At 47.6% G+C, this 16,074-nt stretch carries 12 protein-coding genes and 1 tRNA gene; 10 read left to right on the forward strand and 3 right to left on the reverse strand.

Translation table 11 applies throughout. The features are described 5' to 3' along the window. Nucleotides 1–11: 11 nt before the first annotated feature. A complete protein-coding gene (locus IRJ16_RS08730) occupies nucleotides 12–2,471 on the reverse strand; it encodes a glycoside hydrolase family 95 protein (RefSeq protein WP_194111170.1) in 2,460 nt (819 codons plus the stop codon). Nucleotides 2,472–2,645: 174 nt separating this feature from the next. Here IRJ16_RS08730 and IRJ16_RS08735 point away from each other — a divergent pair, with 174 nt between their 5' ends. Together IRJ16_RS08735 and IRJ16_RS08740 are read left to right on the forward strand one after the other, a co-directional pair. Further along, a complete protein-coding gene (locus IRJ16_RS08735; protein WP_194111171.1) occupies nucleotides 2,646–3,698 on the forward strand; it encodes an endonuclease/exonuclease/phosphatase family protein in 1,053 nt (350 codons plus the stop codon). A 79-nt stretch (nucleotides 3,699–3,777) separates the two neighbouring features. Further along, a complete protein-coding gene (locus IRJ16_RS08740) occupies nucleotides 3,778–4,599 on the forward strand; it encodes a sterol desaturase family protein (protein ID WP_194111172.1) in 822 nt (273 codons plus the stop codon). Between the two features lie 62 nt (nucleotides 4,600–4,661). Here IRJ16_RS08740 and IRJ16_RS08745 read toward each other — a convergent pair. Continuing rightward, nucleotides 4,662–4,735: transfer RNA gene (locus IRJ16_RS08745), tRNA-Met, on the reverse strand. 149 nt (nucleotides 4,736–4,884) lie between these two features. Between IRJ16_RS08745 and IRJ16_RS08750 the strand changes: the two genes are divergently transcribed. From IRJ16_RS08750 to IRJ16_RS08775, 6 genes are all read left to right on the forward strand, one after another. Then, nucleotides 4,885–5,265 carry an START-like domain-containing protein gene (locus tag IRJ16_RS08750; protein ID WP_194111173.1) on the forward strand — a complete coding sequence of 127 codons (381 nt, stop codon included), beginning with the start codon at nucleotides 4,885–4,887 and terminating at the stop codon, nucleotides 5,263–5,265. Nucleotides 5,266–5,393: 128 nt separating this feature from the next. Next, entirely contained in the window at nucleotides 5,394–6,830 is a 1,437-nt protein-coding gene (locus IRJ16_RS08755; RefSeq protein ID WP_194111174.1) for an LptF/LptG family permease, read from the forward strand. A gap of 117 nt (nucleotides 6,831–6,947) precedes the next feature. Continuing rightward, nucleotides 6,948–8,159: a bifunctional 3,4-dihydroxy-2-butanone-4-phosphate synthase/GTP cyclohydrolase II gene (locus tag IRJ16_RS08760; protein ID WP_194111175.1), complete on the forward strand. Its 1,212-nt coding sequence runs from the start codon at nucleotides 6,948–6,950 to the stop codon at nucleotides 8,157–8,159. Nucleotides 8,160–8,413: 254 nt separating this feature from the next. Further along, nucleotides 8,414–8,851, forward strand: a complete 438-nt coding sequence (locus tag IRJ16_RS08765; RefSeq protein ID WP_194111176.1) for a hypothetical protein — start codon at nucleotides 8,414–8,416, stop codon at nucleotides 8,849–8,851. A 140-nt stretch (nucleotides 8,852–8,991) separates the two neighbouring features. Continuing rightward, nucleotides 8,992–10,347, forward strand: coding sequence for a Gfo/Idh/MocA family protein (locus IRJ16_RS08770; protein WP_194111177.1), 1,356 nt, complete (start codon nucleotides 8,992–8,994; stop codon nucleotides 10,345–10,347). A 194-nt stretch (nucleotides 10,348–10,541) separates the two neighbouring features. Beyond that, nucleotides 10,542–11,579 (forward strand): DUF6807 domain-containing protein, encoded by a 1,038-nt coding sequence (locus tag IRJ16_RS08775; protein WP_194111178.1) that lies wholly within the window; start codon nucleotides 10,542–10,544, stop codon nucleotides 11,577–11,579. A 170-nt stretch (nucleotides 11,580–11,749) separates the two neighbouring features. Here IRJ16_RS08775 and IRJ16_RS08780 read toward each other — a convergent pair whose 3' ends face one another. Beyond that, a complete protein-coding gene (locus IRJ16_RS08780) occupies nucleotides 11,750–12,199 on the reverse strand; it encodes a KTSC domain-containing protein (RefSeq protein ID WP_194111179.1) in 450 nt (149 codons plus the stop codon). Nucleotides 12,200–12,525: 326 nt separating this feature from the next. Here IRJ16_RS08780 and IRJ16_RS08785 point away from each other — a divergent pair, with 326 nt between their 5' ends. Together IRJ16_RS08785 and IRJ16_RS08790 are read left to right on the forward strand one after the other, a co-directional pair. Continuing rightward, nucleotides 12,526–13,647, forward strand: a complete 1,122-nt coding sequence (locus IRJ16_RS08785) for an ATP-binding protein (protein WP_228079960.1) — start codon at nucleotides 12,526–12,528, stop codon at nucleotides 13,645–13,647. Between the two features lie 113 nt (nucleotides 13,648–13,760). Continuing rightward, a complete protein-coding gene (locus IRJ16_RS08790) occupies nucleotides 13,761–16,031 on the forward strand; it encodes a GH92 family glycosyl hydrolase (RefSeq protein ID WP_228079962.1) in 2,271 nt (756 codons plus the stop codon). Nucleotides 16,032–16,074 lie beyond the last annotated feature (43 nt).

Genomic DNA, 16,074 nt, shown 5'->3' on the forward strand with positions numbered 1-16,074 from the left:
CGCTAATATAATTATTTACCCACCAGCGTGTAAGTTTTGCCCGTGACGGTTTTGATATCATACAGCTTGGTCGGAGCAAATTGCAAGCCTTTCAATTGCGATGCATCGGCAATGATCGGGGCTTTGATCTTATCTACATGGTAGAACGGGTTAGGGTTATCGCCTTTAGCTGTCGCCATTGTGAAACCGCCTGATGGTTTCAGGGCATCGTGCAAGCGCAGGCGCAAGTTGCCGCCCAGTTTTGAAGTGATCTGCAATTTGGTGACCGCCCCGTTGTTCCAATCCATATCGATCACAAAACCGCCGCGTGCTACTAAACCTTTTATCGACCCTGTGCCCCATGCCTTGGGCAATGCAGGCATAATGAACACCTCGCCATCGTAGCTTTGCAACAACATTTCGGTAATACCGGCCGTGCAGCCAAAGTTACCATCTATCTGGAAAGGCGGGTGCGCATCGAACAAGTTTGGATAAGTACCTCCCGACCCGCTGGTCGCTGCGGGGCGTAATTGGTCGCTAATGAGCTTATAAGCATGCTCGCCATCAAGCAATCGTGCCCAAAAGTTCACCTTCCACCCCATCGACCAGCCGGTAGATACGTCTCCCCTGCTTTTCAGGATATTGATAGATGCCTCCTGCAATTCAGGATTACGGTATGGCGACATTTGCTTACCCGGATACAAACCGAACAGCTGCGAAATATGCCTGTGCGTATCGCCTTTTTTGTCCCAGTCTTCCATCCACTCCTGCAACTGCCCCCATTTGCCAATTTGCATGGGTGCAAAGCGGCTTAGTTTTTGGGCAAGGGAATCGGCATAAATTTTATCGGTACCCAAGGCCTTGCTTGCGGCAATGGTATTGCTGAACAACTCAAAGATGATCTGGTTATCCATAGTAGTACCTTGCGTCATAGTAACACCACCTACACCTTTAGCGCTGGTGAACTCATGCTCGGGCGACATGGATGGCGATACCACCAGCCATTTATGATCAGGCTCTTCCTGCAGGGCATCTATAAAGTATTGGGTAGCGCCTTTTAGCACGGGGTAAACATCCTTTAGATATTTTTTATCGCCGGTAAACAGGTAGTGCTCCCATAAATGCTCGGTCAGCCATGCGCCACCCGTAGGGAAAACGCCGTAATAAGCAGGGTCTACTACGCCTGTGATTCGCCACAGATCGGTATTATGATGCGCCATCCAACCACGTGCACCGTAGATCTTACTTGCGCTTTGCTGCCCTGTAACTGATAGCTCTTTTACCATCTTGATCAGCGGCTCGGTCAACTCACTCAGGTTAGTGATCTCGGCCGGCCAGTAGTTCATTTCGGTGTTGATGTTGATCGTATATTTAGATCCCCATGGTGGTGAGGTGAGGTTGTTCCACTTTCCCTGCAATGTAGCGGGCTGGTTGCCGGGTTGCGATGACGATATCAACAAATACCTGCCGAATTGATAATAGAGCGGCACCAGGCCCGGGTCGTTGCCTTGTGTGAATTCTTTCACCCGCTGATCAGTAGGTTTGTCTGAAGATGCACCGCCCAAAGTAAATTTTACCCTATCGAAGTATTTTTGATACCAGACCACGTGCGCTTTTAAAGCATCGGCATAAGGTGTTTTGATCGCCTTGACCATATCGGCACTTGCATGGGCTGCACCATCGGCGCTCAGATCATGATAGTTGATAAAATTACTGCCGACGGTGATGTATAATGTAGCGGTATTTGCCCCTTTAATGATCAGACTGGTATCGGTAACGCTTTGTGAACCGCCTTGCAATACCGCCTGTGTTTGACTTTGAAATTTCACCTGCCCCTCTATCCCGCTATTGTTGCCCGTGGTAGCGGTCAGCAACAGTTTGCCGTCAGCCGTGCTTATCTGCTTCTTGCCAAGCGGCGTCTTCATATACAACTCGCAATTGATGGATGCAGGTTTATCTGCTGTCAACCGCACGATCACCGCCTGATCTTTAGCCGATACGAACATCTCGCGCACATAATGCACGCCATTGGCTGTGTACTTTACCGATGAGGTTGCCCTTGAGATGTCCAGGTCGCGGTAATAGTCGCTCGCCTCACCTTGTCCCTCCATCCTGATGAACAAGCTGCCGACAGTTTGATAAGGCATACCATTCTGTTTGGATGTCATGGTCTTATTGGCCAGGGCTTGCGCCTCCACAAATTTCTTTTGGTTGATCAGTTCGCGCAACTGCGGCACTGACACTTTTGAATCGGCATTCGCATTATTATGCGGACCACCGGCCCATATTGTTTCTTCGTTCAATTGCAGTTGCTCGGTCGCAGGTCCGCCAAATACCATAGCAGCTAAACGTCCATTACCTATCGGCAAAGCCTCGTTCCAGTTAGCGGCGGGTTTGTTGTACCATAATTTCAGGTTTTGCTGGGCATGGGCAGGCATAACAGCCAGCGACGAGCACATGGCAAGGAGGCAGGTGAATTGACGGGTCTTCATAAAGGTTGTTGAGCGATGGCTGATTTATTGCAATCGATTGCATAAACTTACGGGAAAGAATGAAATTATCAAAAAACCGGTAAAAGAAATATATTGGTCAAAGCAACTTTCTGTGAATGGATCTGTTCAATAGGGGCTACTTGCCGAACTTATTTAAGCGCTACCCGTAATAAAATGGAAAACTTTATCCGCATCCTCAGTCTGGTTCTTATCCTCGCCAGCGCCATCCCGCTCATCCGTCATGATTTTTGGGTGTTCCGGGTGTTCGAATATCCGCGGCTGCAGAAATTAGTTTTAAATGTGGTGTTGATCGCAACTATTGTAACTGCTAACTTACCGTCGACTTTATTAGATAAAATGATCTTAGGCGGGTTGATCGTCAATTGCTTTTACCTCTGCTACCTGATATGGCCGTTCACCCGAATCGCCAAAAAACAGATCATTAATAGTACTCAACCTGCCGGCGATAATAACATCAACCTGCTTATCGCTAACGTTTACCAATATAACCGCCGATCAGCTGACTACCTTAAACTGATCCAAAATTGCGACCCGGATGTGATTTTAATGGTAGAGACCGACAATTGGTGGGAACAGCAATTAACATCGATAGAAGAAAAATATCCATACCAAATCAAAATGCCTTTAGCGAATACGTACGGCATGCTGCTATACTCGCGCCTGGAATTGGTAAATGGGGCGGTTCACTTTTTGGTAGAAGATGATATCCCTTCGATAGAGGTGAACGTAAAATTGAGATCCGGGCAACTGGTCAAGCTGTATTGCCTGCACCCGCAACCTCCCGTACCGCAAGAGAACCCACGGTCGACCGAACGGGATAAAGAGATCTTAATGGTTGGCCAAAAGGCTAAATGTTCTGATATCCCTGTATTAGTTGTTGGCGACCTGAACGATGTGGCCTGGAGTTACACTACCGAATTGTTCTGCAAAACAAGCGGACTGTTAGACCCCCGTCGCGGACGAGGTTTTTATAATAGCTTTAACGCTAAGTATTTTTTCCTAAGGTTCCCGCTGGATCACATCTTTTGCTCTACCGATTTTACCCTGACCGCCATTGAACGGATGCCTCACTGCGGATCGGACCATTTCCCGATGTGTGTTAACCTGCAATACGCCCCGGCCGCAGTCCATGTGAACGAGCAACTTGAAGCCGATGCCGAAGACCATCAGCTGGCGCAAGAAAAAATAGCGGCTGAGTGTGATTAAACATATCTCACTAATTATCCTTTGTTAATTTTTTGAGGGCACCCACTGCCTAACTTTGGCTAAACCAAAGGATAAGGCTATGGAACAGGTCATCGACATTTTTATAAAAGCTTTCGCTATCTCTACCATCAGGTATTTTTTGATCGCCGGGGTGGCATTCTTACTATGCTATACCTTGTTCGGGCGGAAACTGATCGCTAATAAGATACAGCCCAAATTGGCAGCCAGGAAGGACTTCATCCGCGAGATACTCCACTCTATACAAACCACCGCCGTGCTGACCGTTGTAGGAATGATCGTGATCATGAGTCCGGTGCGCAACTACACGCTGATGTACACCGACATTAACGAGTACCCTATCTGGTGGATCTATGCCTGCGTGCCCTTCGCGCTCATCATTCACGATACTTATTTTTATTGGATGCACCGTACATTGCACCACCCAAGGTTATTTAAATATACGCACCTGCTGCACCATAAGTCTACCAACCCATCGCCATGGGCATCATACTCGTTCCACTTTATCGAAGCCTGGACCGAGGGCGCCGTGCTGATCTTTATCGTTTGCCTGATACCAATGCACCGCGCCGGGGTGATGCTATTCTTACTCACCAGTTTTACCATTAACGTTTACGGGCATTTGGGTTACGAGGTAGTGCCACTGTGGTTCCGCCGTACCTTGGCTTTTCAATTCTTCAATACATCGGTGCATCATAATATGCACCACAGCAAATTCAAAGGCAATTACGGGTTGTACTTTAGGGTTTGGGATCGTGTAATGGGGACCGAACACCCCGATTACGTGCAAGAGTTTGACCGAGTGCAGGCACAACGGGTGGCGGCTAACGAGGCTAAGAGATCGAAAGTCCTAAACTCCAACGTAGCAAGCTCGTCTACATGACCATCGAACGATAAGATCTTTAAAAACGACAAAAGCCACCCATTGGGTGGCTTTCTGGTAAGTAGCGGGGAGCAGGATCGAACTGCCGACCTTAGGGTTATGAATCCTACGCTCTAACCATCTGAGCTACCCCGCCGTAATATTTTTGGTTATGTCCCTTGGGTTTAGTGTCCCGTTGGGCACCCTTTTTTTAAAAGGTTTGCAAATATAGGATAATTTAGTTTCCTTTAGAAAAAATGTGAACTTTTATTGCCGAAGAGGCTTGCCAATTGACCGACCTACTATATGTCCGAAAAGAAAAAATTTACTCTCGAGTATGAAATAAGATCATCTCCACGTATCCTTTATACCTTCCTGGTCGAGCCTAACGGCCTGTCTCAGTGGTTCGCTGACGATGTTACTGTTAAAGATCAGCTATATACTTTTACCTGGGACGGCGAGCCTCAAAAAGCCAAATTGGTCATCAATAAAGAAAATAAATTAGTGCGTTTTAAATTTGTGGACGATGATCCTGCAGCTTATTTCGAGATGGAAATTTTGCAGGACGACCTTACTAACGACGTAGCCCTTGGCATAACCGACTTCGCACCCGAAGAATTAATTGCCGAGCGCAAACTTATTTGGGACAACCAGATCGATTACCTCATCAGTACCCTGGGCGCATAATCTATCACCCATATCGCAACATATTAAATACCGGCGCTTTGCAATAAACGCGCCGGTATTTAGTTTATACTGCACCGCGCAACAAGCTTTTTAGTTGTGCCCCAAGATATTTCTGTAAATTTGCACCCGTGAAAAAGATACACCTGCTCATCCTCAGATCTTTTATAGGACCTTTTGTGGTCACCTTTTTCATTGTGATGTTCGTGCTGTTGATGTTATTCCTGTTCAAATACATCGACGATATGATCGGCAAGGGTTTCGATTGGTATGTCATCCTCGAGTTGATGCTGTACTCTTCAGCCACCAACGTGGCCATGGCGTTGCCGCTATCGGTGTTGCTATCCTCCATCATGACGTACGGCAGTTTGGGCGAGAATTACGAATTGGTGGCCATCAAATCGGCAGGTATATCCTTAGGCCGTGCTTTATACCCTATGATCATTGCGGTTTGTGGTTTAAGTATATCGGCATTTTTCTTTTCAGAATATATGCTGCCGGTGGCCAACTTAAAGTATTATAGTTTGCTTTATGATGTTCGCCAGCAAAAAACGGCTTTCCTGATCAACGAGAACGTTTTCAATAACAGCTTCCCGGGCTATAGTATCCGAGTAAAGAAGAAAGACGCGGATGGCCGTACTCTGCGCGACATCATGATCTACAGCCGCTCCGAAAAAAACCCAAGCAACCTGGATGTGACCTTTGCTGCCGAAGGCATTATGTACCGCACGGAGAATGACCTGGTGATCAGGCTAAAGAATGGCATCCGCTACGCCGAGACCCCTGCCGATAACGGCTATATGGGGTTACGGTCACAGTTCACACGTTCGGCTTTTACCGAGCGGGTGGCCCGGTTCGACCTTTCGGTTTTTAAACCTAAGCGTACCGCCGAAAGCGAATTTAAGGGAGCTTTCCAAATGATGAACCGCGACCAGCTTAACCATTGGCGTGACTCGGTAAATACGCTTACCAAGGTGGCCATTGGCCGTAACTTTGGTTTGGTAACGCCGTATTTCCGTTACTTTTTAATGCCAAGCAAGCCGGTCCAAAAAGGTCTGAAATATATAAAAGTAAAAGGCAATTATTGGGACTCGATAGACCGCGACCGCAAAATGTCTATCATAGCTAATGCCCTCAACGAGGCCCGCGCCGTAAAAGAGCAGGTAAAAGCCCGTGCCGACAGGCTGGACGAACTACAACTCGAAAGCCGCCGTAACCGGGTAGAATATCAAAAGAAATATACGCTTTCGGCAGCCTGTTTAGCGCTGTTCCTGATCGGTGCGCCGCTGGGAGCGATCATCCGTAAGGGTGGCCTGGGTTTGCCGGTGGTGGTATCGGTGATCTTCTTTTTGATCTACTACATCATATCCACCATAGGCGAAAAGTTTGTGAAGGACGGCGACCTTTCCCCCATGATCGGTATGTGGATAGCCATTGTGGTGCTCACGCCGATAGGGTTGTTCCTGTCGTACAAGGCAGCTAATGATTCGGAGTTATTCAATGTCGAGGCGTACAACAAGCTCATCAAAAAAATCACCCGGATCTTTAATAAAAAAGCCGCGCAGTAGCACCCTATTGTTTTTACAAAGAAAAGACCCTGGGTTGCTAACCTTAGCTTAACTTTGTGCATCATTTAAGGCGGTGGTCTGCTTGTTGTTCTGCCGCCTGTATCTGTACCCGAACAAATGCTTAATACCATAGAAGAAGCGATAGCGGCCATTAAGGCTGGGCAAACAATTATTGTTGTTGACGATGCTAACCGCGAAAATGAAGGCGACTTTTTGACGGCCGCCCGCAACGCTACGCCCGAATCCATAAACTTTATGGCCAAACATGGCCGCGGACTGATCTGCGCCCCTATAACCGCTGCGCGTGCCAAAAAATTAGGGTTGGAGCCGATGGTGATGCAGAACACCGCATCGCACGAGACCAATTTTACCGTTTCGGTAGACCTGCTTGGTCATGGTTGTACTACAGGTATCTCCGCGTCCGACCGTTCTAAAACAGTGATGGCGCTGATAGACGACAGCCTCGATCCGGTTGAATTAGGTCGGCCGGGACACATCTTCCCGCTGATAGCTAAAGATGGCGGCGTATTGCGCCGCGCCGGGCATACCGAGGCTACCATAGATCTTTCGGTACTGGCCGGATTTGAGCCTGCCGGTGTGATCTGCGAGATCATGACCGAAGATGGCGAAATGGCCCGCCTGCCCGAACTGCTGGAAATGGCCAAGCAGCATAATATGGTGATCGTCTCGATAGAGGACCTGATCGCTTACCGCCTAAGCACCGAAAGCTTGGTGACCCGCGAGATAGCCGTTAAAATGCCAACCGAGTGGGGCGAATTTGATATGATCGCTTTCACCCAAAATGATACCCAAGAGAACCACCTGGCCCTGGTAAAAGGCACCTGGGAGCCCGGCGAAGAGGTAATGGTACGTGTACACAGTTCATGCGTTACCGGCGATATTTTTGGCTCGTGCCGGTGCGATTGCGGTCCGCAATTGCATAAGGCGATGGAGATCATCCAGAAAGAAGGCAAAGGAGCTATTATCTATATGAACCAGGAAGGTCGCGGTATAGGTCTGATCAATAAACTGAAAGCTTATCACTTGCAAGAGAATGGCTTTGATACCGTTGAGGCTAACATCCAGTTAGGCTTCAAAATGGATCAGCGCGATTACGGCGTTGGCGCCCAGATCATCCGCGAGTTGGGTATCACCAAAATGCGACTGCTCACCAACAACCCTAAAAAACGCGCCGGCCTGATCGGTTACGGGTTAGAAGTAGTAGATAATATCCCGATAGAGATACCATCGAACCCGCATAACGAACTATACCTGCGCACCAAACGCGACAAAATGGACCACGCCATTATGCGCGAGGAGGAGCAGTAGAAAAAATATCAGGATCGGCGAAGTTGAACAAACTTCGCCGATCTGCTTTTACAGCTTTGACTTTGTAACACAACCGATCAACATAAACCCGATCGAAATGGAAAACCCGGAGCGTGAGTTGGCCTTGAGCGAACAGGAGGCGAGGCTTTGTAATGGAGAGCGGGAGGAGACTATAATAATAGCAGGGCAACTGCTTTTTGATTGAATTTTACCTAAATTGTCTTCGAGACCAAACTACGACTCGGAATACTAAAATGCTATCAATTTTATTGTTTGTTGCCATGATCTACGGCTTTAAAACTATAGCTCAAATAAATGTTAGCGAAATATCTTACGCCATCCGTGTAGAACGGGGATATGCCACAACAGAACAAGACTATATCTTAGTACATAACGGTTTTAGATATTTAGTCAAAAATCGCCAAACATATAATAAGAACAATTTAGATAGTGTTTATGTATGGAAACCTGAAGGCTATATCCAATATTCGTCTAAAGACTTAGCTAAGGATAAGCAACTACTTTCGTTTTACCGGATCAATCAAACTGTAAAGCTGACATTTATTACCAACGGATGGATAAGGATAAATACATCCGCATTTAATATAGGCCATCACGATAGAATCAAAAAGATTCTCTATTATTCTGACGAACGAAACAAGGAGCATCTCTATCGATTACGTTACAATTGATCATCCCTCCCCCGCAATCGTATGCGTAACTTTTCCGTTCGGGATAGTACGTTTACTCACAAATTATCAGATATTTGATAAGGCCGCGTTGGTGGCCAAAACCAATTAACACTTTATATACCAAATATTTCTGTAACCGCATGGAAAGATCTCGCCGTACTTTTATCAGGCAGGCCGCGTTAATGGGCGCCGGTGCCTTAGTGGCCAAAAACAGCTTCAGCGCCAAAAGCTACAAACGTATTATCGGTGCTAACGACCGTGTGCGCGTGGGCGTTGTGGGCTTTTCGGACAGGCATCGCAGTTCGCACATCCCTTGTTTTATGAACCATCAAAAAGAGATGAACTTTGAGGTAGTGGCCGTATCCGACATTTGGAAACTACGCCGCGAACAAGGTGCCGCCGTTTGGAAGCAAAAGATGAATAACGACGTTAAGGCTTTCCGCAATAACGAGGAATTATACGATAGCAAAATGGTTGACGCGGTGTTCATCAGCACGGCCGATTTTCAGCATGCCCAGCATTTGATCCAGGCGGTTAACGCCGGTTGCGATGCCTATGTAGAAAAACCTTTTGCCGAGAGCATGGAAGATGCCCGCGCGGCGCTGAAAGCGGTAAAAGCCACCGGCAAGATCGTGCAGATAGGTTCGCAACGCCGTAGTGGATCCAACTACCACGCTGCCGAGGAGTTTATCAAGTCAGGCAAATTTGGTCCGATCACTATGGTTGAACTGACCTGGAACGTGAACCAGCCTGGCCGCTGGCGCCGTCCGGATCTGGTGGCTCAACTGAAAGAAGAAGATATTGACTGGAAACGCTTTTTGGGTAACCGTCCGTTCGAGAAATTCGATCCGCGTATTTATCTGGAATACCGCCTGTTCTGGCCATATTCATCAGGCTTGGCCGGTCAGTGGATGAGTCACCAGATAGATACCGTACACTGGTTCAGTGGATTGAGCCACCCGCGCAGCGTGACCGCCAATGGTGGTATATACCAGTGGAAAGATGGTCGCCGTAACTGGGATACACTGATGGCGGCTTTTGATTACGGTCCGGCGGACGACCTGACCAAAGGCTTCCAGGTAACATTTGGTTCACGCATGCACAATGGCGACGAGAACCCGGCCGAGATCTATTACTCTAACGGTGGCGAGTTGAACCTGATCACCAACAAGATATCGCCTAAAGGTGGCCTGACAGCAGGCGCGGCCAAAGCGATGGGTATGCAAGCCAATTTACTGCCCGAGATAAGCCTGAAAAACACCGAGCGTGTAGTAGCATCGGCCAACACCGGCGGCGACGCATTGACATCGGCACACGTACGCAACTGGATGGAGTGTGTACGTAGCCGTGCTACGCCTAATGCCCCGGTAGAGGCGGGTTACAGCCACTCAATTGCCAACATCATGACCACCGCCGCCGCTCATACCGGCTCTAAAGCTACCTTTAACGAGAAAACGCAAGAGGTTATGGCGAATGGTAAGGTGTTTAAAGCATAATTAAAAATATAAAGTCGCGCTTCCCCTCTTTAGAGGGTCAGGGGTGTGTCCTCCGGCAGCAGGTCCACCGAGTACACACCCCTATTAAAGTGCCTGCTATAAAGAACTGTTAGTGCGTCCCCTCTCAAGAGGTGAAACTACGGTTCGTCACAAATGGTTGATCTATCAATACAAAACCAAAACTACCCAAAACCATGAGAACGATCAAAATACTAACCGCTGCCCTTGCACTGGCATCGGCATCGACCGCGTTTGCCCAGCAGCAAGCCGTTACGGTGAAAGCATCGCCAAAAGATCAAAAGATAGATATCATGATCGGGGGCAAACCGTTCACCACGTTCAATTATCCTGACAGCTTGGAGAAGCCTTTTCTTTTCCCGCTCAACACGGCCGGCGGCACCACTATCACTCGTGGCTTCCCTTTAGCGACCCGCAAAGGCGACCCGACGGATCACCCGCACCATATTGGCCTATGGTTTAACCACGAGGGGGTGAACGGATTGGATTTTTGGAATAACTCTTACGCTATTCCGGCAGCTAAAAAGAATAAATACGGCTGGATCCGTACCGATAAGATCACCGAGACCAAAGGCGGCAAGACAGGCATTGTAGCTTACCATGCCAAATGGCACGACCAAGCTAAAGAGACCTTGCTTGATGAGAACACCCGCTTTGAATTTAGCGGCACGGCTAACGAGCGCGTTATAGACCGCATCACCACTTTGACCGCCGCCAAAGAGGTAAACTTTACCGACAATAAAGATGGCGTGTTAGGCTTGCGTTTAGCGCACGAATTACAGATCCCCACCAAAGAGGACCTGAAATATACCGACGACCGCGGCATCGAAACCGTTGTAAAAGGCAGTGACGACAAGATAGCCAACGGTAACTATGCCGCCAGCAACGGCAAATACGGTAACGATGTTTGGAGCAGCCGCGCCGATTGGTGCAAGGTGTACGCCAAAATGGGTAACGATTCGGTAAGTATCGCTATTATCGATCATCCTAAAAACCCTAACTACCCTACTTTTTGGCATGCACGTGGCTACGGCTTATTTGCCGCCAACCCATTAGGTGAGAAAGTATTTACCAATGGCAAGTCGGCCTTGAATTTGAAATTAAAAAAGGGCGAGTCAATAACATTCAGCTATCGTATCGTCATCAGCAATGGTAAGACCACGCTGAGTGGTGCAAAGGTGACCGCGCTGGCAGCAGAATTTGCTAAGAAATAAGCCTAAAAAAAATGCCCCATCGGGGCAATATGTTGGTAGTAAAATATAATAATAAAGGTGGCGTGCCGTAAGTACGCTACTTTTGTTAGGTACCTACGGCACCTTATCGTATATGATAGACATTTACTACCAACATTGAGCCCCTAACGGGGCTCTCAGGTATGATAAACTTACGCGTTAGCCACCAGCCTGCTGGTACTGCGGTAAAGGTACTCGTTAAAGATATGTCTGCGGGCAAAACGGCCCGGCGAATCGGCATTGACCAACTTCACATAAACTTCTCTTGGCACGCTGAAATACTCGTAAGTGCTGCCATCAGTAAAATCCACCTTCAATACTTGTTTCTCGTATTGATAATCGGCTATGTTACTGGCAGTAATGGTGGTGGTATAAGCCTCTTTGGTCAGCTCGGCAGTTTCAGGACAGATGCTTACCAAAAAGTGATAAGCCTCGATCATATTCTTGCTCATTTCTTCGGCTTCAGCTTTCTTTTCAGCATCATCGTTAAACTTATCCGGGTGCCAGGTCTTCATCAGCGAGCGGTAGGTCTTTTTTAGATCTTCTAAACTTGCCTCTTTGGTAACACCTAATAATTTACGATAGTCGATAATTTTCTTCATGCACTTGATCCTTAATGTATTGTAGCTGAACAGGAAACGTTTGTTAGCACCACCTGCAAAAGCAGCCGCAAAGGTACGGTTAATAAAGGAGAATTTTTCCTTTACTTCAAAAATGGGAAATGGGGTTGGGATAAGATCGATGAGGACGTGAAGGTTTGGTTATTTTACTGTTAAGTTGGGACAGAAAACCTATGTAAATTGACTTTTAAATCTATGCAAATTCACTTTATTTTTTATGCAAATTCACTTTATTTTTTATGTAAATTTGCGATAGAAACTAACACGGATGATATATGGCTTTCGTAAACAGGCAAATAGCAACTATAATGGAAGAGCAAAAAAGCAAGTTCCCAATACTTGCTTTAACTGGTCCGCGTCAGTCGGGTAAGACTACATTATTACGCGAACTATTTCCTAACTATCGCTACATATCACTGGAGAACCCGGATATAAGAGCATTTGCCAGCGATGACCCGTCAGCATTCCTTGATCAGTATGATCAGCACGTGATCTTGGACGAAGTGCAGCGCGTGCCTGAACTATTCTCCTATATCCAAACCAGAGTAGATAACTCACGGCTGATGGGACAATATATCTTATCAGGCTCTCAAAATTTCCATTTACTAAAAAGTATCACCCAAACATTGGCTGGCCGGGTAGCTTTGTTTAAACTTTTGCCTTTCGATATTGCCGAACTAAGATCGCATCAATTATTACCGGATACCGTTGCGGAGGCAGCTGTAAAGGGAGCATATCCAGCTATTTACGACCGCGATATTGCACCCGCAATATTCTATACCAACTATATCCAAACTTATATAGAAAAAGATGTTACCGAACTACTGAATATCCGTGATATGGGGCAATTCCGTACTTTTCTTGGTCTATGTGCTACACGCGCCGGTCAGCTACTCAACCTAAGCTCACTCGCCAACGAATGTGATATCGCAAATACCACCGCTCGTGCCTGGTTGTCTATTTTAGAAAGTAGCTATATCACGTTCCCATTGCTGCCCTATCACCGTAATTTTAATAAGCGGTTGGTTAAAAGTCCAAAATTGTATTTTTATGATACCGGCCTGCTTTGTTATTTATTAGGTATCCGTAACGTGACCGACTATGAGCAGAACCGCTTACGCGGGAATATCTTTGAGAACCTGATCGTATCCGAACTACAGAAAAAGGACCATCACTTGTACGAGCACCGACCATATTACTTTTGGCAGGACAGTAATGCTAACAAGGTGGATCTGTTGCGGGAACGGTCTAATGGGTACGATATTTTCGAGATCAAGGCTACACAAACCGTCAGCAATGCGTTATTTAAGAACATGGATAAATTCGAGTCAATTGCAACACCTGCCGAAGTGAGCAAAACGCTGATATACGGTGGGTCAGAAGATCAGCGCCGTACTAACTACAAGGTTTTGGGGTGGAAAAATTTGTAGACAGGTGCAGCAACAATTGCTGTTCCGTCGCCTAATTATTACCCCGTCACCCTCCCCTTTCACCCAAATTTTTCGTTACTTTAACTATCGATCCAAAATATTACCTATTCAAAATGAAATTAAAACAGCTACTTGTACTTGCGGGTATGGCGGGTGCGGTGTCGGCCTTACCGGCGATCGCGCAGACCAAAGCAAAGGCCACCACGGCCCCGGCCAAACAACCTGTCGACTATGTAAATCCTTACATTGGCAGTATCAGCCACATGCTGGTGCCTTGTTTCCCAACCACGCATTTGCCGCACAGTATGATGCGGGTATTCCCTGTCCGTGGCGATTATACCAGTAACCGTATCGGCGGCCTGCCGCTGATCGTGACCAATCACCGTTCGGGATCCGGCTTTAACTTTTACCCATACCAGGGTCAGGAAAGCGGCATCACCCCAAGCAAACAATTCAGCTACGACCAAGAGAAGGTTACGCCCTACCGTTACAGCGTTTATCTGGACGAAGGCAATATCGGCGTGGACTTTGCCCCATCGCACCAAAGTGCTATCTACAAGATCAGCTTTGATAAACCGGGCGCGCCTTATCTGGTGATCAATACCGGCCGTGGCGAATTAAAAGCCGAAGGCAACACCATCAGCGGTCACAAAGATATCGGCAACAAAACCAACGTCTATTTTTATGCCGAGACCGATGCCAAACCTACCAAAACAGGCGGTGTAGATCGCGCAGGTGTTACCAGCGCAACTTCCGGTCCGGCTATCACCTTGCAATATCCGGCCGGGACCAAAACCCTGGGTATGCGTTACGGCATATCGTTTATCAGCGTGGAGCAGGCCAAAAAGAACCTGGCGCGCGAGATCAAAACGTACGATGTGAATGCTATTGCTGCCATTGGTCGCAAGATCTGGAACGACGAGTTGGGCAAGATAGCTGCGACAGGCGCGCCTGATAAAGAAACCACTGTATTTTACACATCGCTTTACCGCACTATGGAACGCCCGATGGTGATCAGTGAGGATGGCCGGTACTTCAGCGCGACTGATGGCAAGGTCCACAGCGATGAGGGCCACCCTTTCAGCACCGACGATTGGAGCTGGGACACTTACCGTGCTGCCCACCCTTTGCGTGTGCTCATTGCCAAGAACCAGGAGGTCGACGTGTTACGATCATACATCCTAATGTCGGAGCAAGGTGGTAACAATTGGCTGCCTAACTTCCCGATGGTGAACGGTGATGACCGTGCTATGAACTCGAACCACTTCATTGCCAGTATGCTTGATGCCCAGGTGAAAGGCCTGCGTGGTTTTGACTTTGCTAAGGCTTACGAGTACAGCAAAGGTTCTGTTGAGCGTAAATCATTAGTGCCATGGTCAGGGGCCAAGAAGGCCGGGGAACTGGATAAATTTTATCACGAAAAAGGGTACATGCCTGCTTTAAAACCAGGCGAAAAAGAGACCGTAAAAGAAGTTCATGGTTGGGAAAAACGCCAGCCGATAGCCGTAACGCTTGGTACATCGTACGATGAGTGGTGTCTATCAGAAATGGCCCGCATCCTGGGCAAGACCGACGAGCAGGCGCACTACCTGAAAACATCATACAACTATCGCAACGTATTCAATACCGAGACGGGCTTTTTCCACCCGAAAGATGCCGACGGCAATTTTATTAAACCGCTGGATTACCGTACTTCAGGCGGACCAGGCGCACGTGAATATTACGACGAGAACAACGGCTACATTTACCGTTGGGATGTTCAGCACAACGTTGGCGACCTGGTGAATTTGATTGGTGGTAACGAAAAATTCATTGGCGGTTTAGAATCAATGTTCAACGAACCGATACCGGGCACACGCTGGGATTTTTATGCCATCCTGCCCGACCACACCGGCAACGTGGGTATGTTCTCGATGGCTAACGAGCCAAGCTTCCATATCCCTTATTTGTACAACTACGCAGGAGCACCTTGGCGCACTCAAAAACGCATCCGCAACCTGTTAGACCAATGGTACCGTAACGACCTGATGGGTATACCCGGCGACGAGGACGGCGGTGGTATGACAGCATTTGTGGTATTCAGTCAGATGGGTTTCTACCCTGTTACGCCAGGTTCACCTACCTACAACATCGGCAGCCCAAGGTTTACTTATGTTAAAATGAATGTGGGCGGCGGTAAATTCTTCGAGATCAAAGCGACCAAGGCATCGCAAGATAATAAGTACATCCAATCGGCCACGCTGAACGGTAAGGTGCTTAACCAACCATGGTTCAATCACAGCGATATCGCTAACGGCGGTGTGTTGGAATTGGTGATGGGTCCGGTGGCCAACAAGACCTGGGGAGCAGGTTCGCCGCCGCCATCGGCTGCGCAACTGCCATAACCATAAAAATCATATCGACCAAAAGGGTGTACGAGATCCGAAC

Origin of the sequence: Mucilaginibacter myungsuensis (assembly GCF_015222005.1) — a bacterium.
Classification (GTDB): domain Bacteria; phylum Bacteroidota; class Bacteroidia; order Sphingobacteriales; family Sphingobacteriaceae; genus Mucilaginibacter; species Mucilaginibacter myungsuensis.

Excerpts from the sequence above, each read along its gene's own strand:
- IRJ16_RS08730 (WP_194111170.1), bottom strand. The coding sequence starts at position 2,471 with ATGAAGACCCGTCAATTCACCTGCCTCCTTGCCATGTGCTCGTCGCTG.
- IRJ16_RS08735 (WP_194111171.1), top strand. The coding sequence starts at position 2,646 with ATGGAAAACTTTATCCGCATCCTCAGTCTGGTTCTTATCCTCGCCAGC.
- IRJ16_RS08740 (WP_194111172.1), top strand. The coding sequence starts at position 3,778 with ATGGAACAGGTCATCGACATTTTTATAAAAGCTTTCGCTATCTCTACC.
- IRJ16_RS08750 (WP_194111173.1), top strand. The coding sequence starts at position 4,885 with ATGTCCGAAAAGAAAAAATTTACTCTCGAGTATGAAATAAGATCATCT.
- IRJ16_RS08760 (WP_194111175.1), top strand. The coding sequence starts at position 6,948 with ATGCTTAATACCATAGAAGAAGCGATAGCGGCCATTAAGGCTGGGCAA.
- IRJ16_RS08765 (WP_194111176.1), top strand. The coding sequence starts at position 8,414 with ATGCTATCAATTTTATTGTTTGTTGCCATGATCTACGGCTTTAAAACT.
- IRJ16_RS08770 (WP_194111177.1), top strand. The coding sequence starts at position 8,992 with ATGGAAAGATCTCGCCGTACTTTTATCAGGCAGGCCGCGTTAATGGGC.
- IRJ16_RS08775 (WP_194111178.1), top strand. The coding sequence starts at position 10,542 with ATGAGAACGATCAAAATACTAACCGCTGCCCTTGCACTGGCATCGGCA.
- IRJ16_RS08780 (WP_194111179.1), bottom strand. The coding sequence starts at position 12,199 with ATGAAGAAAATTATCGACTATCGTAAATTATTAGGTGTTACCAAAGAG.
- IRJ16_RS08785 (WP_228079960.1), top strand. The coding sequence starts at position 12,526 with ATGGAAGAGCAAAAAAGCAAGTTCCCAATACTTGCTTTAACTGGTCCG.
- IRJ16_RS08790 (WP_228079962.1), top strand. The coding sequence starts at position 13,761 with ATGAAATTAAAACAGCTACTTGTACTTGCGGGTATGGCGGGTGCGGTG.